General features: G+C 69.3%; 15 protein-coding genes. 8 read left to right on the top strand and 7 right to left on the bottom strand.

Features of this window, described 5'->3' with window-relative positions:
• Positions 1 to 44 precede the first annotated feature (44 nt).
• Positions 45 to 611, bottom strand: coding sequence for an NADPH-dependent FMN reductase (locus ACO2RV_RS02005; protein WP_423289255.1), 567 nt, complete (start codon positions 609 to 611; stop codon positions 45 to 47).
• 246 nt (positions 612 to 857) lie between these two features.
• Here ACO2RV_RS02005 and dcd point away from each other — a divergent pair, with 246 nt between their 5' ends.
• A complete protein-coding gene (dcd, locus tag ACO2RV_RS02000) occupies positions 858 to 1,415 on the top strand; it encodes a dCTP deaminase (protein ID WP_423289253.1) in 558 nt (185 codons plus the stop codon).
• Positions 1,416 to 1,421: 6 nt separating this feature from the next.
• On the opposite strand, the gene ACO2RV_RS01995 is transcribed toward dcd, so the two are convergent.
• Together ACO2RV_RS01995 and ACO2RV_RS01990 are read right to left on the bottom strand one after the other, a co-directional pair.
• Entirely contained in the window at positions 1,422 to 1,808 is a 387-nt protein-coding gene (locus ACO2RV_RS01995; RefSeq protein ID WP_423289251.1) for a DUF6481 family protein, read from the bottom strand.
• Positions 1,809 to 1,890: 82 nt separating this feature from the next.
• Positions 1,891 to 2,658 carry an FCD domain-containing protein gene (locus ACO2RV_RS01990; protein WP_423289249.1) on the bottom strand — a complete coding sequence of 256 codons (768 nt, stop codon included), beginning with the start codon at positions 2,656 to 2,658 and terminating at the stop codon, positions 1,891 to 1,893.
• A gap of 267 nt (positions 2,659 to 2,925) precedes the next feature.
• Between ACO2RV_RS01990 and ACO2RV_RS01985 the strand changes: the two genes are divergently transcribed.
• Positions 2,926 to 4,608 (top strand): L-lactate permease, encoded by a 1,683-nt coding sequence (locus ACO2RV_RS01985; protein WP_423289247.1) that lies wholly within the window; start codon positions 2,926 to 2,928, stop codon positions 4,606 to 4,608.
• A gap of 58 nt (positions 4,609 to 4,666) precedes the next feature.
• Entirely contained in the window at positions 4,667 to 5,803 is a 1,137-nt protein-coding gene (locus tag ACO2RV_RS01980; RefSeq protein WP_423289245.1) for an alpha-hydroxy acid oxidase, read from the top strand.
• A gap of 84 nt (positions 5,804 to 5,887) precedes the next feature.
• On the opposite strand, the gene ACO2RV_RS01975 is transcribed toward ACO2RV_RS01980, so the two are convergent.
• Positions 5,888 to 6,433, bottom strand: a complete 546-nt coding sequence (locus ACO2RV_RS01975) for a YcgN family cysteine cluster protein (protein WP_423289243.1) — start codon at positions 6,431 to 6,433, stop codon at positions 5,888 to 5,890.
• Between the two features lie 190 nt (positions 6,434 to 6,623).
• On the opposite strand from ACO2RV_RS01975, the gene ACO2RV_RS01970 reads away from it, so the two are divergent.
• The 3 genes from ACO2RV_RS01970 (at position 6,624) to ACO2RV_RS01960 (ending at position 10,090) form a co-directional block, all read left to right on the top strand.
• On the top strand, positions 6,624 to 8,879 hold the full coding sequence (locus ACO2RV_RS01970) for a transglycosylase domain-containing protein (RefSeq protein ID WP_423289241.1): 2,256 nt from the start codon (positions 6,624 to 6,626) through the stop codon (positions 8,877 to 8,879).
• A 93-nt stretch (positions 8,880 to 8,972) separates the two neighbouring features.
• The gene (locus ACO2RV_RS01965; RefSeq protein ID WP_423289239.1) at positions 8,973 to 9,548 is read left to right on the top strand and encodes a DUF1214 domain-containing protein; all 576 of its coding nucleotides are present in this window, start codon (positions 8,973 to 8,975) and stop codon (positions 9,546 to 9,548) included.
• Complete coding sequence (locus ACO2RV_RS01960; RefSeq protein ID WP_423289237.1) at positions 9,545 to 10,090, top strand: DUF1254 domain-containing protein; 546 nt, start codon at positions 9,545 to 9,547, stop codon at positions 10,088 to 10,090. Before ACO2RV_RS01965 ends, ACO2RV_RS01960 begins: the two co-directional genes overlap by 4 nt.
• Here the strand turns inward: ACO2RV_RS01960 and ACO2RV_RS01955 are convergent.
• Complete coding sequence (locus ACO2RV_RS01955; RefSeq protein ID WP_423289235.1) at positions 10,085 to 10,273, bottom strand: hypothetical protein; 189 nt, start codon at positions 10,271 to 10,273, stop codon at positions 10,085 to 10,087. The two genes, ACO2RV_RS01960 and ACO2RV_RS01955, sit on opposite strands and share 6 nt — an antisense overlap.
• A 323-nt stretch (positions 10,274 to 10,596) precedes the next feature.
• Here ACO2RV_RS01955 and ACO2RV_RS01950 point away from each other — a divergent pair, with 323 nt between their 5' ends.
• Entirely contained in the window at positions 10,597 to 11,850 is a 1,254-nt protein-coding gene (locus tag ACO2RV_RS01950) for a DUF2336 domain-containing protein (protein WP_423289234.1), read from the top strand.
• Between the two features lie 5 nt (positions 11,851 to 11,855).
• On the opposite strand, the gene ACO2RV_RS01945 is transcribed toward ACO2RV_RS01950, so the two are convergent.
• Both ACO2RV_RS01945 and ACO2RV_RS01940 read right to left on the bottom strand, forming a co-directional pair.
• Entirely contained in the window at positions 11,856 to 12,200 is a 345-nt protein-coding gene (locus tag ACO2RV_RS01945; RefSeq protein ID WP_423289232.1) for a DUF1491 family protein, read from the bottom strand.
• A gap of 7 nt (positions 12,201 to 12,207) precedes the next feature.
• A complete protein-coding gene (locus ACO2RV_RS01940; RefSeq protein ID WP_423289230.1) occupies positions 12,208 to 12,897 on the bottom strand; it encodes a peptidoglycan-binding domain-containing protein in 690 nt (229 codons plus the stop codon).
• Positions 12,898 to 13,099: 202 nt separating this feature from the next.
• On the opposite strand from ACO2RV_RS01940, the gene ACO2RV_RS01935 reads away from it, so the two are divergent.
• The gene (locus ACO2RV_RS01935; RefSeq protein WP_423289228.1) at positions 13,100 to 13,585 is read left to right on the top strand and encodes a DUF5330 domain-containing protein; all 486 of its coding nucleotides are present in this window, start codon (positions 13,100 to 13,102) and stop codon (positions 13,583 to 13,585) included.
• Positions 13,586 to 13,633: the final 48 nt, after the last annotated feature.

Genomic DNA, 13,633 nt, shown 5'->3' with positions numbered 1-13,633 from the left:
GTGTGGCCCATCCCCGCCACTTCTCAAGAGGCGCGCCCGCGCGCTCAGGCCTTGGCGAGCGCCAGCAGGCGGATTTCCGCCAGCAGCGCGTCGACGCCGCCGAGCACGAAGCCCGCCGTCTTCTCGTCGGCGAACGCGCCGTCCTTGATCTTGTCGCCGACATTGGGGATGGCGAGGTGCGGGTAGTCCAGCACGCGCGAACCCGCCGCCGAGAGCGATTCGCGCACCTGCGCCTGCGCGCGGATGCCGCCGGTCGAGCCGGGCGAAGAGGTGATGACCAGCACCGGCTTGCCGCGCAGCGCGCCCTTGGCGTAAGGCCGCGAGCCCCAGTCGATGGCGTTCTTCAGCGCGCCGGAGGTGCCGTAATTATACTCGGGCGAGGCGAAAATCACGCCATCCGCCGCGGCGATGGCCGCACGCAGCGCCGCCGCGCCGGCCGGCTGGTTCTCATTGTCCTCGTCCTGATTGTAGAGCGGCACGTCGTTGAGACGGAACACGGTCAGCTCGGCCTTGGGCGCAAGCGCGACCTTCAGCGCTTCCAGCACCGCCGTGCTGTTGGCGCCCGCGCGCAGGCTGCCGGAAATGCCGAGGATCTTGGGAAGGGCGGACATCGGGTACTCCAAAATAGGCGGCGCCCGCCTCCGGGCGCGTCGCGTCGAGGGCACATTCGGCTGCGCGGCGCCCCGGCTCAAGGGCCATGCCATGCATTGCCGCAATCATTTCCTTGCATGGCTCGCGCCAATTCGCCGGCGCTGCAATCATGCGCTGTAGCGGATCCGGCTTTCGCGCGACCATTCCGCATTGCGGCAAAGCGTGTTACCGATTGAGCCCGTTGCGTAGCTGGAGGGCCGTCGCCCTTGATCCTGACCGACCGCGACATCGTCGACGCCCTCGAAAGCGGGGCGCTCAGCATCGACCCTCCACCGCCTGCGGAATTCTACGCGCCCAACGGCGTCGATCTGCGGCTCGACACCCGCCTCACGCTCTACCGTCCGACCGGCGAAGGCGAAGACCCGGTCATCGATCCCGCCGGGCCCGGCTACAGCTTCCGCGACGCCATCACCCGGATGGCGGACGATATCGAGATCGGCGAGGACGGCTTCGTGCTGGATCCCGGCCGGCTGGTACTGGGCTGGACGCTGGAGCGGGTGGACCTCGGGCCCGGCGCGCGGCTCGCCGCCCGCGTCGAAGGCAAGAGCTCGCTCGCCCGCATCGGCCTCATCGTCCATCTGACGGCGCCGACCATCCACGCCGGCTCGACGGGGCGCATCCAGCTCGAGATCATCAATCTCGGCCCGCGCCCCATCCGCCTGCGGGCGGGGATGAAGGTGTGTCAGCTCATTCTGGAGCAGACGCTGGGGGTTCCCCAGCGCGGCTATGGCGGCCAGTTCGCCGGCCAGCGCGCGGCCGGCTAGGGCCCTTTAGCGGCCGGCGCGCGCCTTGCGGGCGGCATAGCGCTCGTCGCGCTTGGCCTTCTGCTCAGCCGCCAGGGCGAGGGCCCGCTCGGCCTGCTGGGCGGCATAGGCGGCGGCGGCGTTGCGCGCGTGGCTCTCGGCGGCGGCGGCGGCTTCCGCCTCGGCGGCGGCGGCTTCGCGGGCGGCGAGTTCGGCGGCGGCGGCGGCTTCCGCACGCGCGGCACGGCGCGCGGCACGCGCCTCTTCTACGGCCTTGCGCTCCGCTGCGCGGGCGATGACGGCGGGATCGTCCGCACTCGGACGTGACTTCAGGTTGGCGACCAGGCGGGCTTTGGCAGCGGCAGCGGTCTGTTGGCGGTCTTTGAAAGTGTCGATCATTTTCATGCGGCTCATTTACCTTGAGTGCGCCGCGACGGCAACCACGGCGTGGGTGCCAGTCGCCGGAAATGCCGTGCGGCGGGTCGGGCGCCGCCGCTCACTCCCCCGCCAGCAGCGTCGAGCGGCCGAGACGCCGCAGCGCGAGATCGGCCCGCGCCGCGTCGCGACGGTTCTTCTCCACCGTTTCGCCGGTGAATTTGAGGTGGTAGTGCGCCGCCTCCTCGGCGGCGGCCGCGTCCCCCGCGATCACCGCCCGGCCGATGGCCATATGCTGCTCCAGCAGCGCGTCGCGGAACGGGGCCTGCGCGAACAAGGCGGTGCGGTTGAAGAAGATGTCCCGCCGCAGCATTTCCGAGAAGGCCCGCATCACATGCAGGATGACGAGGTTGTGCGAGCCGGCATAGATCAGCCGGTGCAGCACGATGTCGGCCTCCGCCTCGCGCGTCGGGTCCAGCGCCTCGTGCGCCGCCTCCATCTCGACGAGACAGTCGCCGATGGCCTCCCGCTCCGGTCCGGTGGCGCGGACCGCGGCGAGGCCGGCGGCGGTGCGCTCCACCGCGGCGCGGTACTCGAAATAATCCGCCGTCACCTGCTCGTTGGATTGCAGCAGCCCGGCGAGCGGCTCGGTCAGGCCGGAGAGGAACTGCGTCACCCGCGTACCGTCGCGGCTGGTGGCCAGGAGCCCGCGCGTCTCCAGCAGCGCCAGCGCATCGCGCAGCGAGGGCCGCGACACGTCGAGCCGTTCGGCGAGGTCGCGCTCGCTCGCGAGCCGCTCGCCGGGGCGCAGCACACCCTCCAATATGAGCCGTTCAATATGCTCCGCGATGGCCTCTGCCAGCTTCGGCGTGCGCAGCCGCTCGCTCATGGATCACCTCTTCCCCATTGTTTTTACGATATTATTCTGGCTTGCGCCAGCAGCGGCCTACAACCAATGGCTAAGATCCGTACCAATTGACTCGTCTGGTAAGACGAACTTACCAAGCATGACCTTATGCTCCCCACCTTCCTACGTGGAACACTTCCGTTCGGGAAGGTGCGGCCTGCGGCAACCCCAGGGTTGCCGTGGGTCCAATCGCAAGACGCGCAATACCGGAGAACAACTCCGTCCCGCTAGCCCCGGAGGAACGCCACCTTGATCTGGCAACAAGTCTACGACCCGTTCGGCAATCTCGCTCTGTCCACGCTCTGCGCCGCGATCCCCATCGTGGTGATGCTGGTCGGCCTCGGCTTCCTGCACATGAAGGCGCATGTTGCCGCCTTCGCCGGCCTCGTCGCCGCTTTCGTCATCGCCGTCTTCCTGTTCGGCATGCCGGCGGACAAGGCGGGCCTCGCCGCCGGCTACGGTGCCGCCTATGGCCTGATGCCGATCGGCTGGATCGTGCTCAACATCATCTTCCTGCACCAGCTGACGGAAGCGAACGGCTCGTTCACCACGTTGCAGCACTCCATCGCCGGCATCACCGGCGACCGCCGCCTGCAACTGCTGCTGATCGCCTTCTCGTTCGGCGCCTTCTTCGAGGGCGCGGCGGGCTTCGGCACGCCGGTCGCGGTCACCGCGGCGCTGCTCATCGGCCTCGGCTTCTCACCACTCGCCGCTTCCGGCCTGTCGCTGATCGCCAATACGGCGCCGGTCGCCTATGGCGCGCTGGGCACACCGGTCATCGCGCTCGCCGCCGTCACCGGCCTCGACCTGCTCGACCTGTCGGCGATGATCGGCCGCCAGCTGCCGTTCTTCTCGCTGCTGGTGCCGTTCTGGCTCATCTGGGCCTTTGCGGGCTGGCGCGGCATGCTGGAGATCTGGCCGGCCATCCTGGTCTGCGGCATTTCCTTCGCGGTTCCCCAGTTCCTGGTCTCGAACTTTCACGGGCCCTGGCTGGTCGACGTGGTGGCCGCCATCGTGTCGATGGTCGTGCTCATCGCCTTCCTGCGCGTCTGGCAGCCGAAGAAGATCTGGACCTCCACCGCCCTGAAGGGCCGTGAGGGCGGCGACGGCTCGGAGAGCCTGTCGACCAAGGGCGCGACCGACTTCTCCAAGGCGCGCCCCACCACCGGCGCGCTGGTCAAGGCGTGGCTGCCCTGGGGCATCCTCACCGTCTTCGTCTTCGCCTGGGGCATCCCGCAGGTGAAGGGCTGGCTGGACGGCATCTTCATCCAGAAGATCCCGTTCGAGGGCCTGCACAACCTCATCCAGAAGGTGCCGCCGGTGGTCGCCGCGCCGCATGTGGAAGCGGCGGTGTTCAACTTCAACGCGCTGTCCATGACCGGCACGGGCATCTTCGCCTCGGCCATCATCGCCGGCCTGCTGATGGGCTTCTCGCCGCTGCGGCTGGTGCAGATCTACGGCCGCACGCTCTGGAAGGTCCGCTTCTCGCTGGCCACCATCGCCATCATGCTGGCGCTGGGCTTCCTCACCCGCTACTCCGGCCTCGATGCCACGCTCGGCCTCGCCTTCGCCATGACCGGCCCGCTCTACCCGCTGTTCGGCACCATGCTGGGCTGGCTCGGCGTCGCGCTCACCGGCTCGGACACCGCGTCCAACGTGCTGTTCGGCGGGTTGCAGAAGATCACCGCCGAGCAGCTCGGCCTGTCGCCGACGCTGATGGCCGCCGCCAACTCCTCCGGCGGCGTGATGGGCAAGATGATCGACGCGCAGTCCATCGTCGTCGCCTCCACCGCCACCGGCTGGCTGAACTCGGAAGGCACCATCCTGCGCTACGTGTTCTTCCACTCCGTCGCGCTGGCGGTGATGGTCGGCCTTCTGGTGACGGCGCAGGCCTATCTGTGGCCGTTCACCGCACTCGTCATCCACCATTGACGCGAAACGGGGGAGGGATATGACCCTCCCCCGAAACTTCTGGCAGGGAAATCGGCAGATGGTCACCGTCACCAACATCCAGGACCTCCGGGAAATCGCCAAGCGGAAGGTGCCGCGCGCGATCTTCCACTATGCCGACCGCGGCTCCTATGACGAGACCACGCTGAAGGCCAACAAGGCCGACCTCGCCGCCATCCCGCTGCGCCAGCGGGTGATGATCGACGTGTCCGAGCGCACCACCGCGACGACGATGATCGGCGAGAAGGTCTCCCTGCCGCTCGCCATCGCCCCCACCGGCCTCACCGGCCTGTTTCACGGCAACGGCGAAATCCACGGCTGCCGCGCCGCGCAGGCCGCCGGTATCCCGTTCACCCTGTCCACCATGTCGATCTGCTCGATCGAGGACGTGGCGGCGGCGGTGTCGAAGCCGTTCTGGTTCCAGCTCTATGTGATGCGCGACCGCAAATTCTCGGAATCGCTGATCGAGCGCGCCAAGGCCGCCAAGTGCTCGGCTCTGGTGCTGACGCTCGACCTGCAGATCCAGGGCCAGCGCCACATGGACATCAAGAACGGCCTCGCCGTTCCCCCCAAGCTCACGCTCGCCAACGCGCTCGACATCGCCACCAAGCCAGCCTGGGCGCTCAGCGTGCTGATGGGCAAGCGCCATTCCTTCGGCAATCTCGCGGTGCGCAAGGAAAGCGACAGCCTCTCGACGCTCTCGCAGTGGATCGCCGGCCAGTTCGACCCGTCCCTGTCGTGGAAGGATGTCGAATGGGTCCGCTCGATCTGGCCGGGCAAACTCATCCTCAAGGGCGTGCTCGATGTCGAGGACGCCCGCATCGCCGCGCAGACCGGCGCCGACGCCATCGTGGTGTCGAACCATGGCGGCCGCCAGCTCGACGGGGCAGTATCCTCCATCTCGGCCCTGCCGAAGATCGTCGACGCCATCGGCGGCGGCAAGAGCGAGATCTGGTTCGACGGCGGCATCCAGTCCGGCCAGGACGTGCTCAAGGCGGTGGCGCTGGGCGCCAAAGGCTGCCTGATGGGCAAGTCCTTCCTATGGTCGCTCGCCGCCGGCGGCGAGGCCGGCGTCGCCAAGGCGATCGAGATCATCCGCAAGGAGCTCGACGTCTCCATGGCGCTCACCGGCACCAAGGACATCAATCAGGTCGACAAGAGCGTGCTGGCGCTGTGAGGACGGCGCACCTCGGGGTGTCGCGGAGATAGCGCCTTCGGCGGAATCCTTGCGCGGGACCGCGGATCTGCGCCGCCCACGCCTTCAGCGCTTTCGCGGTGATGCTGCTGACGGCGCCGCTGCCGCGTTGAGCGGCACGGCCTTCGCCAAGCGACGAATTGCGCCGCGCGGCAGGCGCAGCGGCCAGCGCACCATGTGCTCGATGAAATCCTCCAGCGGCAGCTCGTCCTCCAGCGCCGCCACCTTGCCGCGCACCGAGACGCCGGCGGCGTGTACGCTGTCGCGGTCGCCCGAGACGAGGTGATGCCACCAATAAAGGTCGCGGCCTTCCTCGACGAGGCGATAGGCGCAGGATGGCGGCAGCCAGTCCAGCGCGCGCACCGTCTGCGGCGTCAGGCGGACGCAGTCCGGCACCTGCGCCTGCCGGTTAGGATAGTCGCGGCAGCGGCAGCCATCGTCGTCGAGCAGCTTGCAGCCAATATCGGTATAGGCGATCGCCTCGGTGTCCTCGTCCTGCAGCTTGACCAGGCAGCATCGCCCGCAGCCGTCGCACAGGCTCTCCCACTCGGCGGCGTCCATCTCGTCCAGCGACTTGGTGCGCCAGAAGGGCTCGTTGGCGTCGGAATTCATCGGTTCTTCACTTTGAGTGCGGATCGCGGGCCAGATGCTTCACGATCCGGCAATCAAACCTTAGATAGCGTCGCGCCACGGCCTTAGCGAGCCCCGATGCTGCTCTCGTGCAGCGGCGAGGGCTCGGCTATAAGGACGGAAGGCCTCGCAGGTGGGCCGGGTGCCCGCCGGCGCCCCAGGAGTATCGGGCTTGAACGACACGCCGCACGAAGTTTCCCCCGACGCGCCGCGCGAGGAATCGCCTGCGGCCCCGCCGCAGGAGGATTCCGCCCCGCGCCGGCGTGGCGGCAAGCGGCTGAAGAACTTCCTGCTCGCGCTCGATTCCTGGATCGATTCGTCGATCTATGCCGGTGGTGTCGCCCTGCACGCGGGGTGGGACAGCTTCGTCGCCTTCACCGAGCGCTTCAACGTGCAGGGTCCGGCGCGGGTCGCCATCTCCATCGCCTCCATTTGCATGAGCTGGGGCGCGGTCGGTGCCGTGCTCATGCTGGCGCTTGCCGTGCCGGCGTTTCAGGAGACCTCGGACGACTGGCTGAAACGGGCCGAATTGTCCGTCACCTTCCAGGACCGCTACGGCAACGTCATCGGCGAGCGCGGCATCCGCCACAACGACACGGTGCCGCTGGAGGAGTTCCCCGACCATCTGATCAAGGCCGTGCTGGCGACCGAAGACCGGCGCTTCTACGACCATTTCGGCATCGACATCCCCGGCACCTTCCGCGCAGTGCTGTCCAATGCGCGTGCCGGTGGCGTGGTGCAGGGCGGTTCCTCGCTCACCCAGCAGCTCGCCAAGAACCTGTTCCTGTCGAACGAGCGCACGCTGGAGCGCAAGATCAAGGAAGCGTTCCTGGCGCTGTGGCTGGAGTTCCATCTCACCAAGAACCAGATCCTCAAGCTCTATCTCGACCGTGCCTATATGGGCGGCGGCGCCTTCGGCGTGGACGCGGCGGCGCAGTATTATTTCGGCAAGTCGGCGCGCGACGTGAACCTCGCCGAGGCGGCGATGCTCGCCGGCCTGTTCAAGGCGCCGTCGAAATTCGCCCCCCACGTCAACCTGCCGGCGGCGCGCGGGCGCGCCAGCGTGGTGCTCGACAACCTCGTCGATGCGGGCTTCATGACCGAGGGCCAGGTGTTCGGCGCCCGCCGCAACCCGGCGACGCCGGTCGACCGCAAGCAGGACGACGTTCCCGAATACTATCTCGACTACGCCTTCGACCAGGTGAAGAAGATCGTCGAGACCCTGCCGCGGGACTATGCCGAGCGCTCCTTCATCGTGCGCACGGCGCTCGACCCGAACATCCAGAAGGCCGCCGACACCGCCGTGCGCGACAGCCTGAAGCAGTTCGGCAAGGACTATGGCGCCAAGCAGGCCGCCATGGTGGTGATGGAGCCGAACGGGGCAGTGCGCGCGCTGGTCGGCGGGCGCGACTATGGCGAGAGCCAGTTCAACCGCGCCACCGATGCGCTCCGCCAGCCCGGCTCGTCCTTCAAGCCCTATGTCTACACAGCCGCGCTCATGACCGGGAAATACACCCCGCAGACCATGGTGGTGGACGGGCCGATCTGTATCGGCAACTGGTGCCCGCAGAATTACGGCCGCTCCTATGCCGGCCGCATTCCGCTGATCACCGCGCTGACCCGCTCGCTCAACACCGTGGCGGTCAAGCTGGCCGAGGCGATCGGGCGCGGGCGCATCGTCGACCTTGCCCACGCCATGGGCGTGAAGAGCGAATTGAAGATCACCCGCGCTCTGCCGCTCGGCGCCGCCGAGGTGACGGTGCTCGACCAGGCGACGGGCTATGCCGTGTTCGCCAATGACGGCATGTCGGTCGACCCGCATGCGGTGATCGAGATGCGCACCCCGGCCGGCGATCCGGTGTGGAGCTTCGCGAAGAACGGGCCGAAGCCCAAGCGAGTCATCCCGGAGAACGTCATTGGCATGATCAACCCGATGCTGAACAGCGTCGTGGAGAACGGCACCGGCCGCCGGGCGATGATTCCCGGCACCAAGGTCTCGGGGAAAACCGGCACGACCAACGCCTATCGCGACGCCTGGTTCGTCGGCTTCACCGGAAATTATGTCGGCGCCATCTGGTTCGGCAATGACGACTACGCCCCTACCCGCAAGATGACCGGCGGCACGCTGCCCGCCATGACGTGGCAGAAGGTCATGGCTTTCGCCCATCAGGGTATCGAGCTCAAGCCGACGCCCGGTCTCGGTGGCCAGCCGGCGCCCGCGCTCGACGGTGCCGCGGCGCAGGCGACGCCGCTGGAGATCGACGGCGTGAAGCGCCCGGTCACCCTCTCGCCAGCGGCGGCGGAGCGGCTGATTGGCCTGTCCGGCCGCATGCTCGACGCCGCCAGCCAGCCGATCCGGCGCCCGACCGCGGCCGCCGGCACGGAGCAGGTTCCCGGCGCCGCGCCTGCCATCCTCGGCAGCAATTAGGCCGATGGCTCCCGCTGATGTCTCTGCCCGGTTGACCTTCCCCGTCCGCGCGCCCATCCATGGGGCGCCCCGTTCCATCGGATTGCCCATCCCGTGCGTGCCCTGCTCTTTTTCCTGACGCTCGCCATCGGCGCCGCCATAGGCCTCGGCCTCACCTGGGTCACCACGGTGAACGGCTACGGCCCGGCGGGCATTCGCGCCGGCGCCTGGCAGTCCTGGCCCAAGGCGGGCACCGAGGAGGCCGACCCCTATGCCCGCGCCGCGCTGTCCCGCGCCGGCGAATTGCCGCTGGAACTGGCGGACGGCCTCGCTTTCATCGCCACCACCGACGATGCCGGGCGCCCGCTCGACGGGCGCTGCGACATCCGCCTGTCGGGCACGGTGCCGCAGGCCCGCTTCTGGACGCTGACCGTCACCGACGGGCGCGGAAGGCTCATCGCCAATGCCGCCCAGCGCGGCGGCTTCACCAGCCCCGAAGTGGTGTGGAACCGCGACGGCACGCTGGACGTGCTGCTCGGGCCGCGCGCCCGGCCGGGCAACTGGCTGCCCACCGGCGCCCGCGAACGCATCGCCCTCACGCTGCGGCTCTACGACACCCCGGTCGGGCTCGCCTCCTCGACGAGCGACGCGCCGGAGATGCCGCGCCTGGTGACGGAGCGCTGCCCATGAAGCGGCTGGTCCTGCCGATCCTCGCCGGTCTGGTGCTGGGGGCGATCGTCCATCTGGTGGCGGTGCTGATCGTGCCCTATCTCGCCGAGCGCGACGCCTATGCCCGGCTCGCCGCCGTCACCGACATCAACACGGTGGCGCCGATCGAGGACCCCTCGCCGGAGGGAGCCGTGCTGCCGGCGTCCGATCCCGCCTTCGTCTCGGCGGTCTGCCTGTACGATCTCGGCGACGGGCCGATGAAGATCCGCATGCCGACGACGGAGGACTACACCTCTATCTCGTTCTACACGCGGCACGGCCTGCCCTTCTACGCCATCAACGACCGCTCCGCCGGCCGCAGCGTGATCGAGCTCGATCTGATGAACGCCAAGCAACGGGCGGCTCTGCCGGAGAACGACGAAGTCACCGTCGCCGACCGGTTGGTGGTCGAATCGCCCTCCGACGAGGGCGTGGTGATCATCCGCGCGCTGGTGCGCGAGCGCAGCGCCCGCGACGAGGTCAAGGCGCTGGTCGACGCCGCCGGCTGCGACAGCCCGTCATAGGCTGTCGCCGGCCGGCACATTGACCGGCGGCAGTGTTTCCCGCGCGGGACGGACCCGCTGCACGACGGGCAGGATCACCACCTCGCCCGAACGTTCGGGTGGTGGTGTGCGGACGCCTTGCGCCTCCCCCTCGCGGGGATCGCCTTGCGTCCGACGAACGGGAAACGGCACGACCGAGCCCATATCGCCCTCCGCAGTTCGCGCGGATCCCTCTAGCCCGATAAGGCCGGAAAGCGCGCCTTGTTCGCCGTCCGGGCGCAATCCCCTCCGCCGCACTGTCCCGATCCGGCCGGATTGCGCCCTTACGTCAACCGGGACAGCCCCATAACAAACCGTCATGGTTAACGGCTTGCTAACGATCCATGCCTAGCTTGGTTTCGCGAGGCTTTCTGCTTCGCAGGATTTGATCCTCAAGCCCCCCTTTTGCGATGCCTTCCACTCCAGGCTCCGGCCTCAAAGTTCTGATCGAGGAAGCGCGTCGCCGGCACGAGGACACCCGGCCGGACATGCTGCGCGCGCTTGTGAGCCTGTATGTCCGCGAGCCGCAACACAGCGATGCCGAGCAGAGCCGCTTCGCCACCCTCGCCCGCCGGCTGATCGACGCGGTGGAAGTGCCCGTCGCCGCCAAATGGGTGCGGGAGATCGCCCCGCGTGCCGACATGCCGCGCGAACTGGTGCTGCATCTGGCGCAGGGGCCGCTCGCCCTTGCCGGGCCGGTGCTGCGCCAGTCGCCCGTGCTGACCGACGAGGATCTCGTGGCGGTCGCCCGCAGCACCTCTCCGGACCATTTTGCCGCCGTCAGCGCCCGCCGCGAGGTCTCCCCCGCGCTCGCCAAGCAGCTTGCGCAACTGATCGACCAGACGAGCGCGCGCGAGGCCGAGCCAGCACCCGAGCCGGCACCGGCGATCGACACGGAAGCGTCGGCCCCGGAGGTCGCCCCCCCGCCTGCACCGCCGGCCACCGAACCCACGGCAGAACCCGCTCTCGCGCGATTCGAAACGGCGCTGGCGGCCATGGCCTGCCTGCCGGCCGAGGCGCCGCAGGACAGGCCCGTCGATGCCGCTGCGCCTTCCTCCACTATTGCCGCGACACCGACGGAAGCGCCGGTCGAGGCTGCCACGGACGTCGCGACGAGCACCACGGCCAACCTCGAGGCCGAGGTGCCGGCCCTTGATGAAGCTGCACTGGAACTCGCAAGCGAGGCCACCCCGGTCGAGCCCCTCCCGGCACCCGTGCCGGAATACTTCACCGCCAGCCCGGAAGAGCGGGCGGCGATGGTGGCGCGTCTCGTCACCCTGCCGCCCGTGCCTCTGGCGGAACGCCCGGCGGCAGCCAGTGACGGCTTCACCGACACGCTGTTGGAAGCCGCGCGCGGTGGCGAGCCGGGGGCCATCGCCGCCCTGCTGGAACCGGCGCTCGGCATCTCGCCGGAAAACGCCGCGCGCGTGGTCGCCGACGGCACCGGGCAGGCATTCGCCGTCGCTGCGCGGGCGCTCGGCCTGTCCTTCGCCGTGCTGTCGCGCGTGCTGTTCCGGCTGCATCCCGCCACCGGCCGCTCGGCAGCGGAGATGACCCGGCTCGCCGAGACCTTCGACATGATGCCGGTCGCCAGCGCACAGCATCTGGTCGCCAGCTGGCGCGCCGGGCGCCGCGTGCCGCGCGAGCGTGCGGAAGAGGCGCCGTCCATGCGCAGCTATGGCGCCCCGCGCCCGACGCCGCACGCCTCCAGCGAGACGGCCGAGGGTCGCCAGCACGGCTGAGCGGGTTATTCCTTGGTCAATTCGAGGAAGTGCCGGCCGTCGCGGTCCTCGATCTCGACAAACCACAGATCCGGATCGAAGCGGATCTCGCGCGCCATGCGCTCCTCCGCCGCGCTTTCCGGCGTGCCCGGCGGCAGCAGCGGGGCGAACATCCGCTCGCCGGTATCGCGATCGGCGTCGAGCGAGGGCAGCGCCGGCCCATAAAGCGCGGCCTTGCCGTCGAGCGTCGCCACCTTCACGAAGATCGCGCCGGCCTCCTCCGCCCCGCGGCGGCGCACCGCCGTGAAGGCGCCGACCCCGTTGGCCCGGCGAACCAGCGCCGACACCCAGATGGCGCTCTTGAGACGCATGACCGGCCTACCGGATGTTGAAGCCGGCGACCTCGTTCAGCGCGCGCACGAGCCGGTCGGAGATATCGCCCGTCACCGGCATGCGGCGGTCACGCTCGAAGCGCTGGATCGCGTCGCGTGTGGCATCGCTCACCCGCCCGTCGATGCGGATCGGACCGTAGCCGAGGCGGGCCAGCGCCTTCTGCACTTCCATCACCCGCGCGGAGACCGCGACATCGGCCGGCGGCATGGCGGCCGGAGCGGCAGCGGCGGGCGCGACATTGGCGGGCGGCACCATCGTAGCGGGCGCGGCAGCGGGAGTGGCGGCCGGACGCGGCGGCGGCGCCGGCTTCACCGGCGGCAGCGGCGCCACCGGAGCGGCGGCGACGGCGGCAGCGGGAACCGGAGTCGGCGCGATAGCGGCGGGAGCCGGGGCTTGAGCGGGAACGGTTGCGACCGGGGCCGGCGCCGGAGCGGCAACCTGGCGCAGCCCAGCCGGCGGGCTCGCCGGCAGCGGCACGGTGGCGGCGGCACCCTCGCGTCGCGGCCCCTGCATCATCAAGGCATTGAACAGGATGGCCGCGCTGGCGCCGGCGGCGATCACCACCATGAACAGGTCGGATTTTCGCCGGCCGGTGCGATAGGGACGGCCGGCGACACGCTCGGCATCGAGGTCGATGTCGTCGACTAGGAGATCGCTTGCATAGGACCGCGGCATGGCATCCTGAACCCACGCGCCCCCGGGCGCGGTTTGGCCCACACTGCCATGCAGGCCTTAAACGAAGCCTAAAATCGCCGACGTACTTAACAAGCGCTTGCAACAATCCAGCAATTTCGCGGCTTTGCGACATCGGTTGAGCAACCCGGCGCCGTTATTATGCGTCATTGAGGCATCATCGGCGAGAGCCGCGGGAAGCGTCATGTTCTTTCTGCTACGGATCGGTTTCTGGTTGACCATCGTCCTGCTGCTCCTGCCCGGCATTCCGGGCGGGTCGCCGCACGATTCTAGCTCCCCGAAGGAGCCGACGGTCGGCGCCATGGACGCGCTTTCCGCCGCGACCTCGGCTGTCGCCGACGCCGGCGGCTTCTGCGCGCGCCAGCCGCAGGCCTGCGCCATCGGCGCCGGGCTGATCAGCGTGATCAGCGAGCGCGCCGAGGCCGGTGCACGCTTCGCGCTGGCCTATATTTCCGAGCAGATCGTCGAGGAGAAGCGCAAGGCCGCCGCCCGCGCCTTCGGTTCGTCCAGCGAGGACACGCTGACCACCCGCGACCTCAGCCCGGAATGGCAGGGGCCGCTGCGCCCCGGCACCAGCAGCCCGACGGCGGCCGGCTCCCTCGCGCCGGCGGCCGTCCCCGCCACCGATCCCGCTCCGGGCGTCCCGCTGCCGCCGAAACGGCCGGCCTGAACCCGCTTGGCATTGCGCTCGCCGCCCCGGCGCCCCTATATGCGGCTC

It is taken from the genome of Ancylobacter sp. VNQ12, from assembly GCF_049445835.1.
Taxonomy (GTDB): Bacteria; Pseudomonadota; Alphaproteobacteria; order Rhizobiales; family Xanthobacteraceae; genus Ancylobacter.
This window is presented reverse-complemented; position numbering and strand designations above follow the sequence as displayed.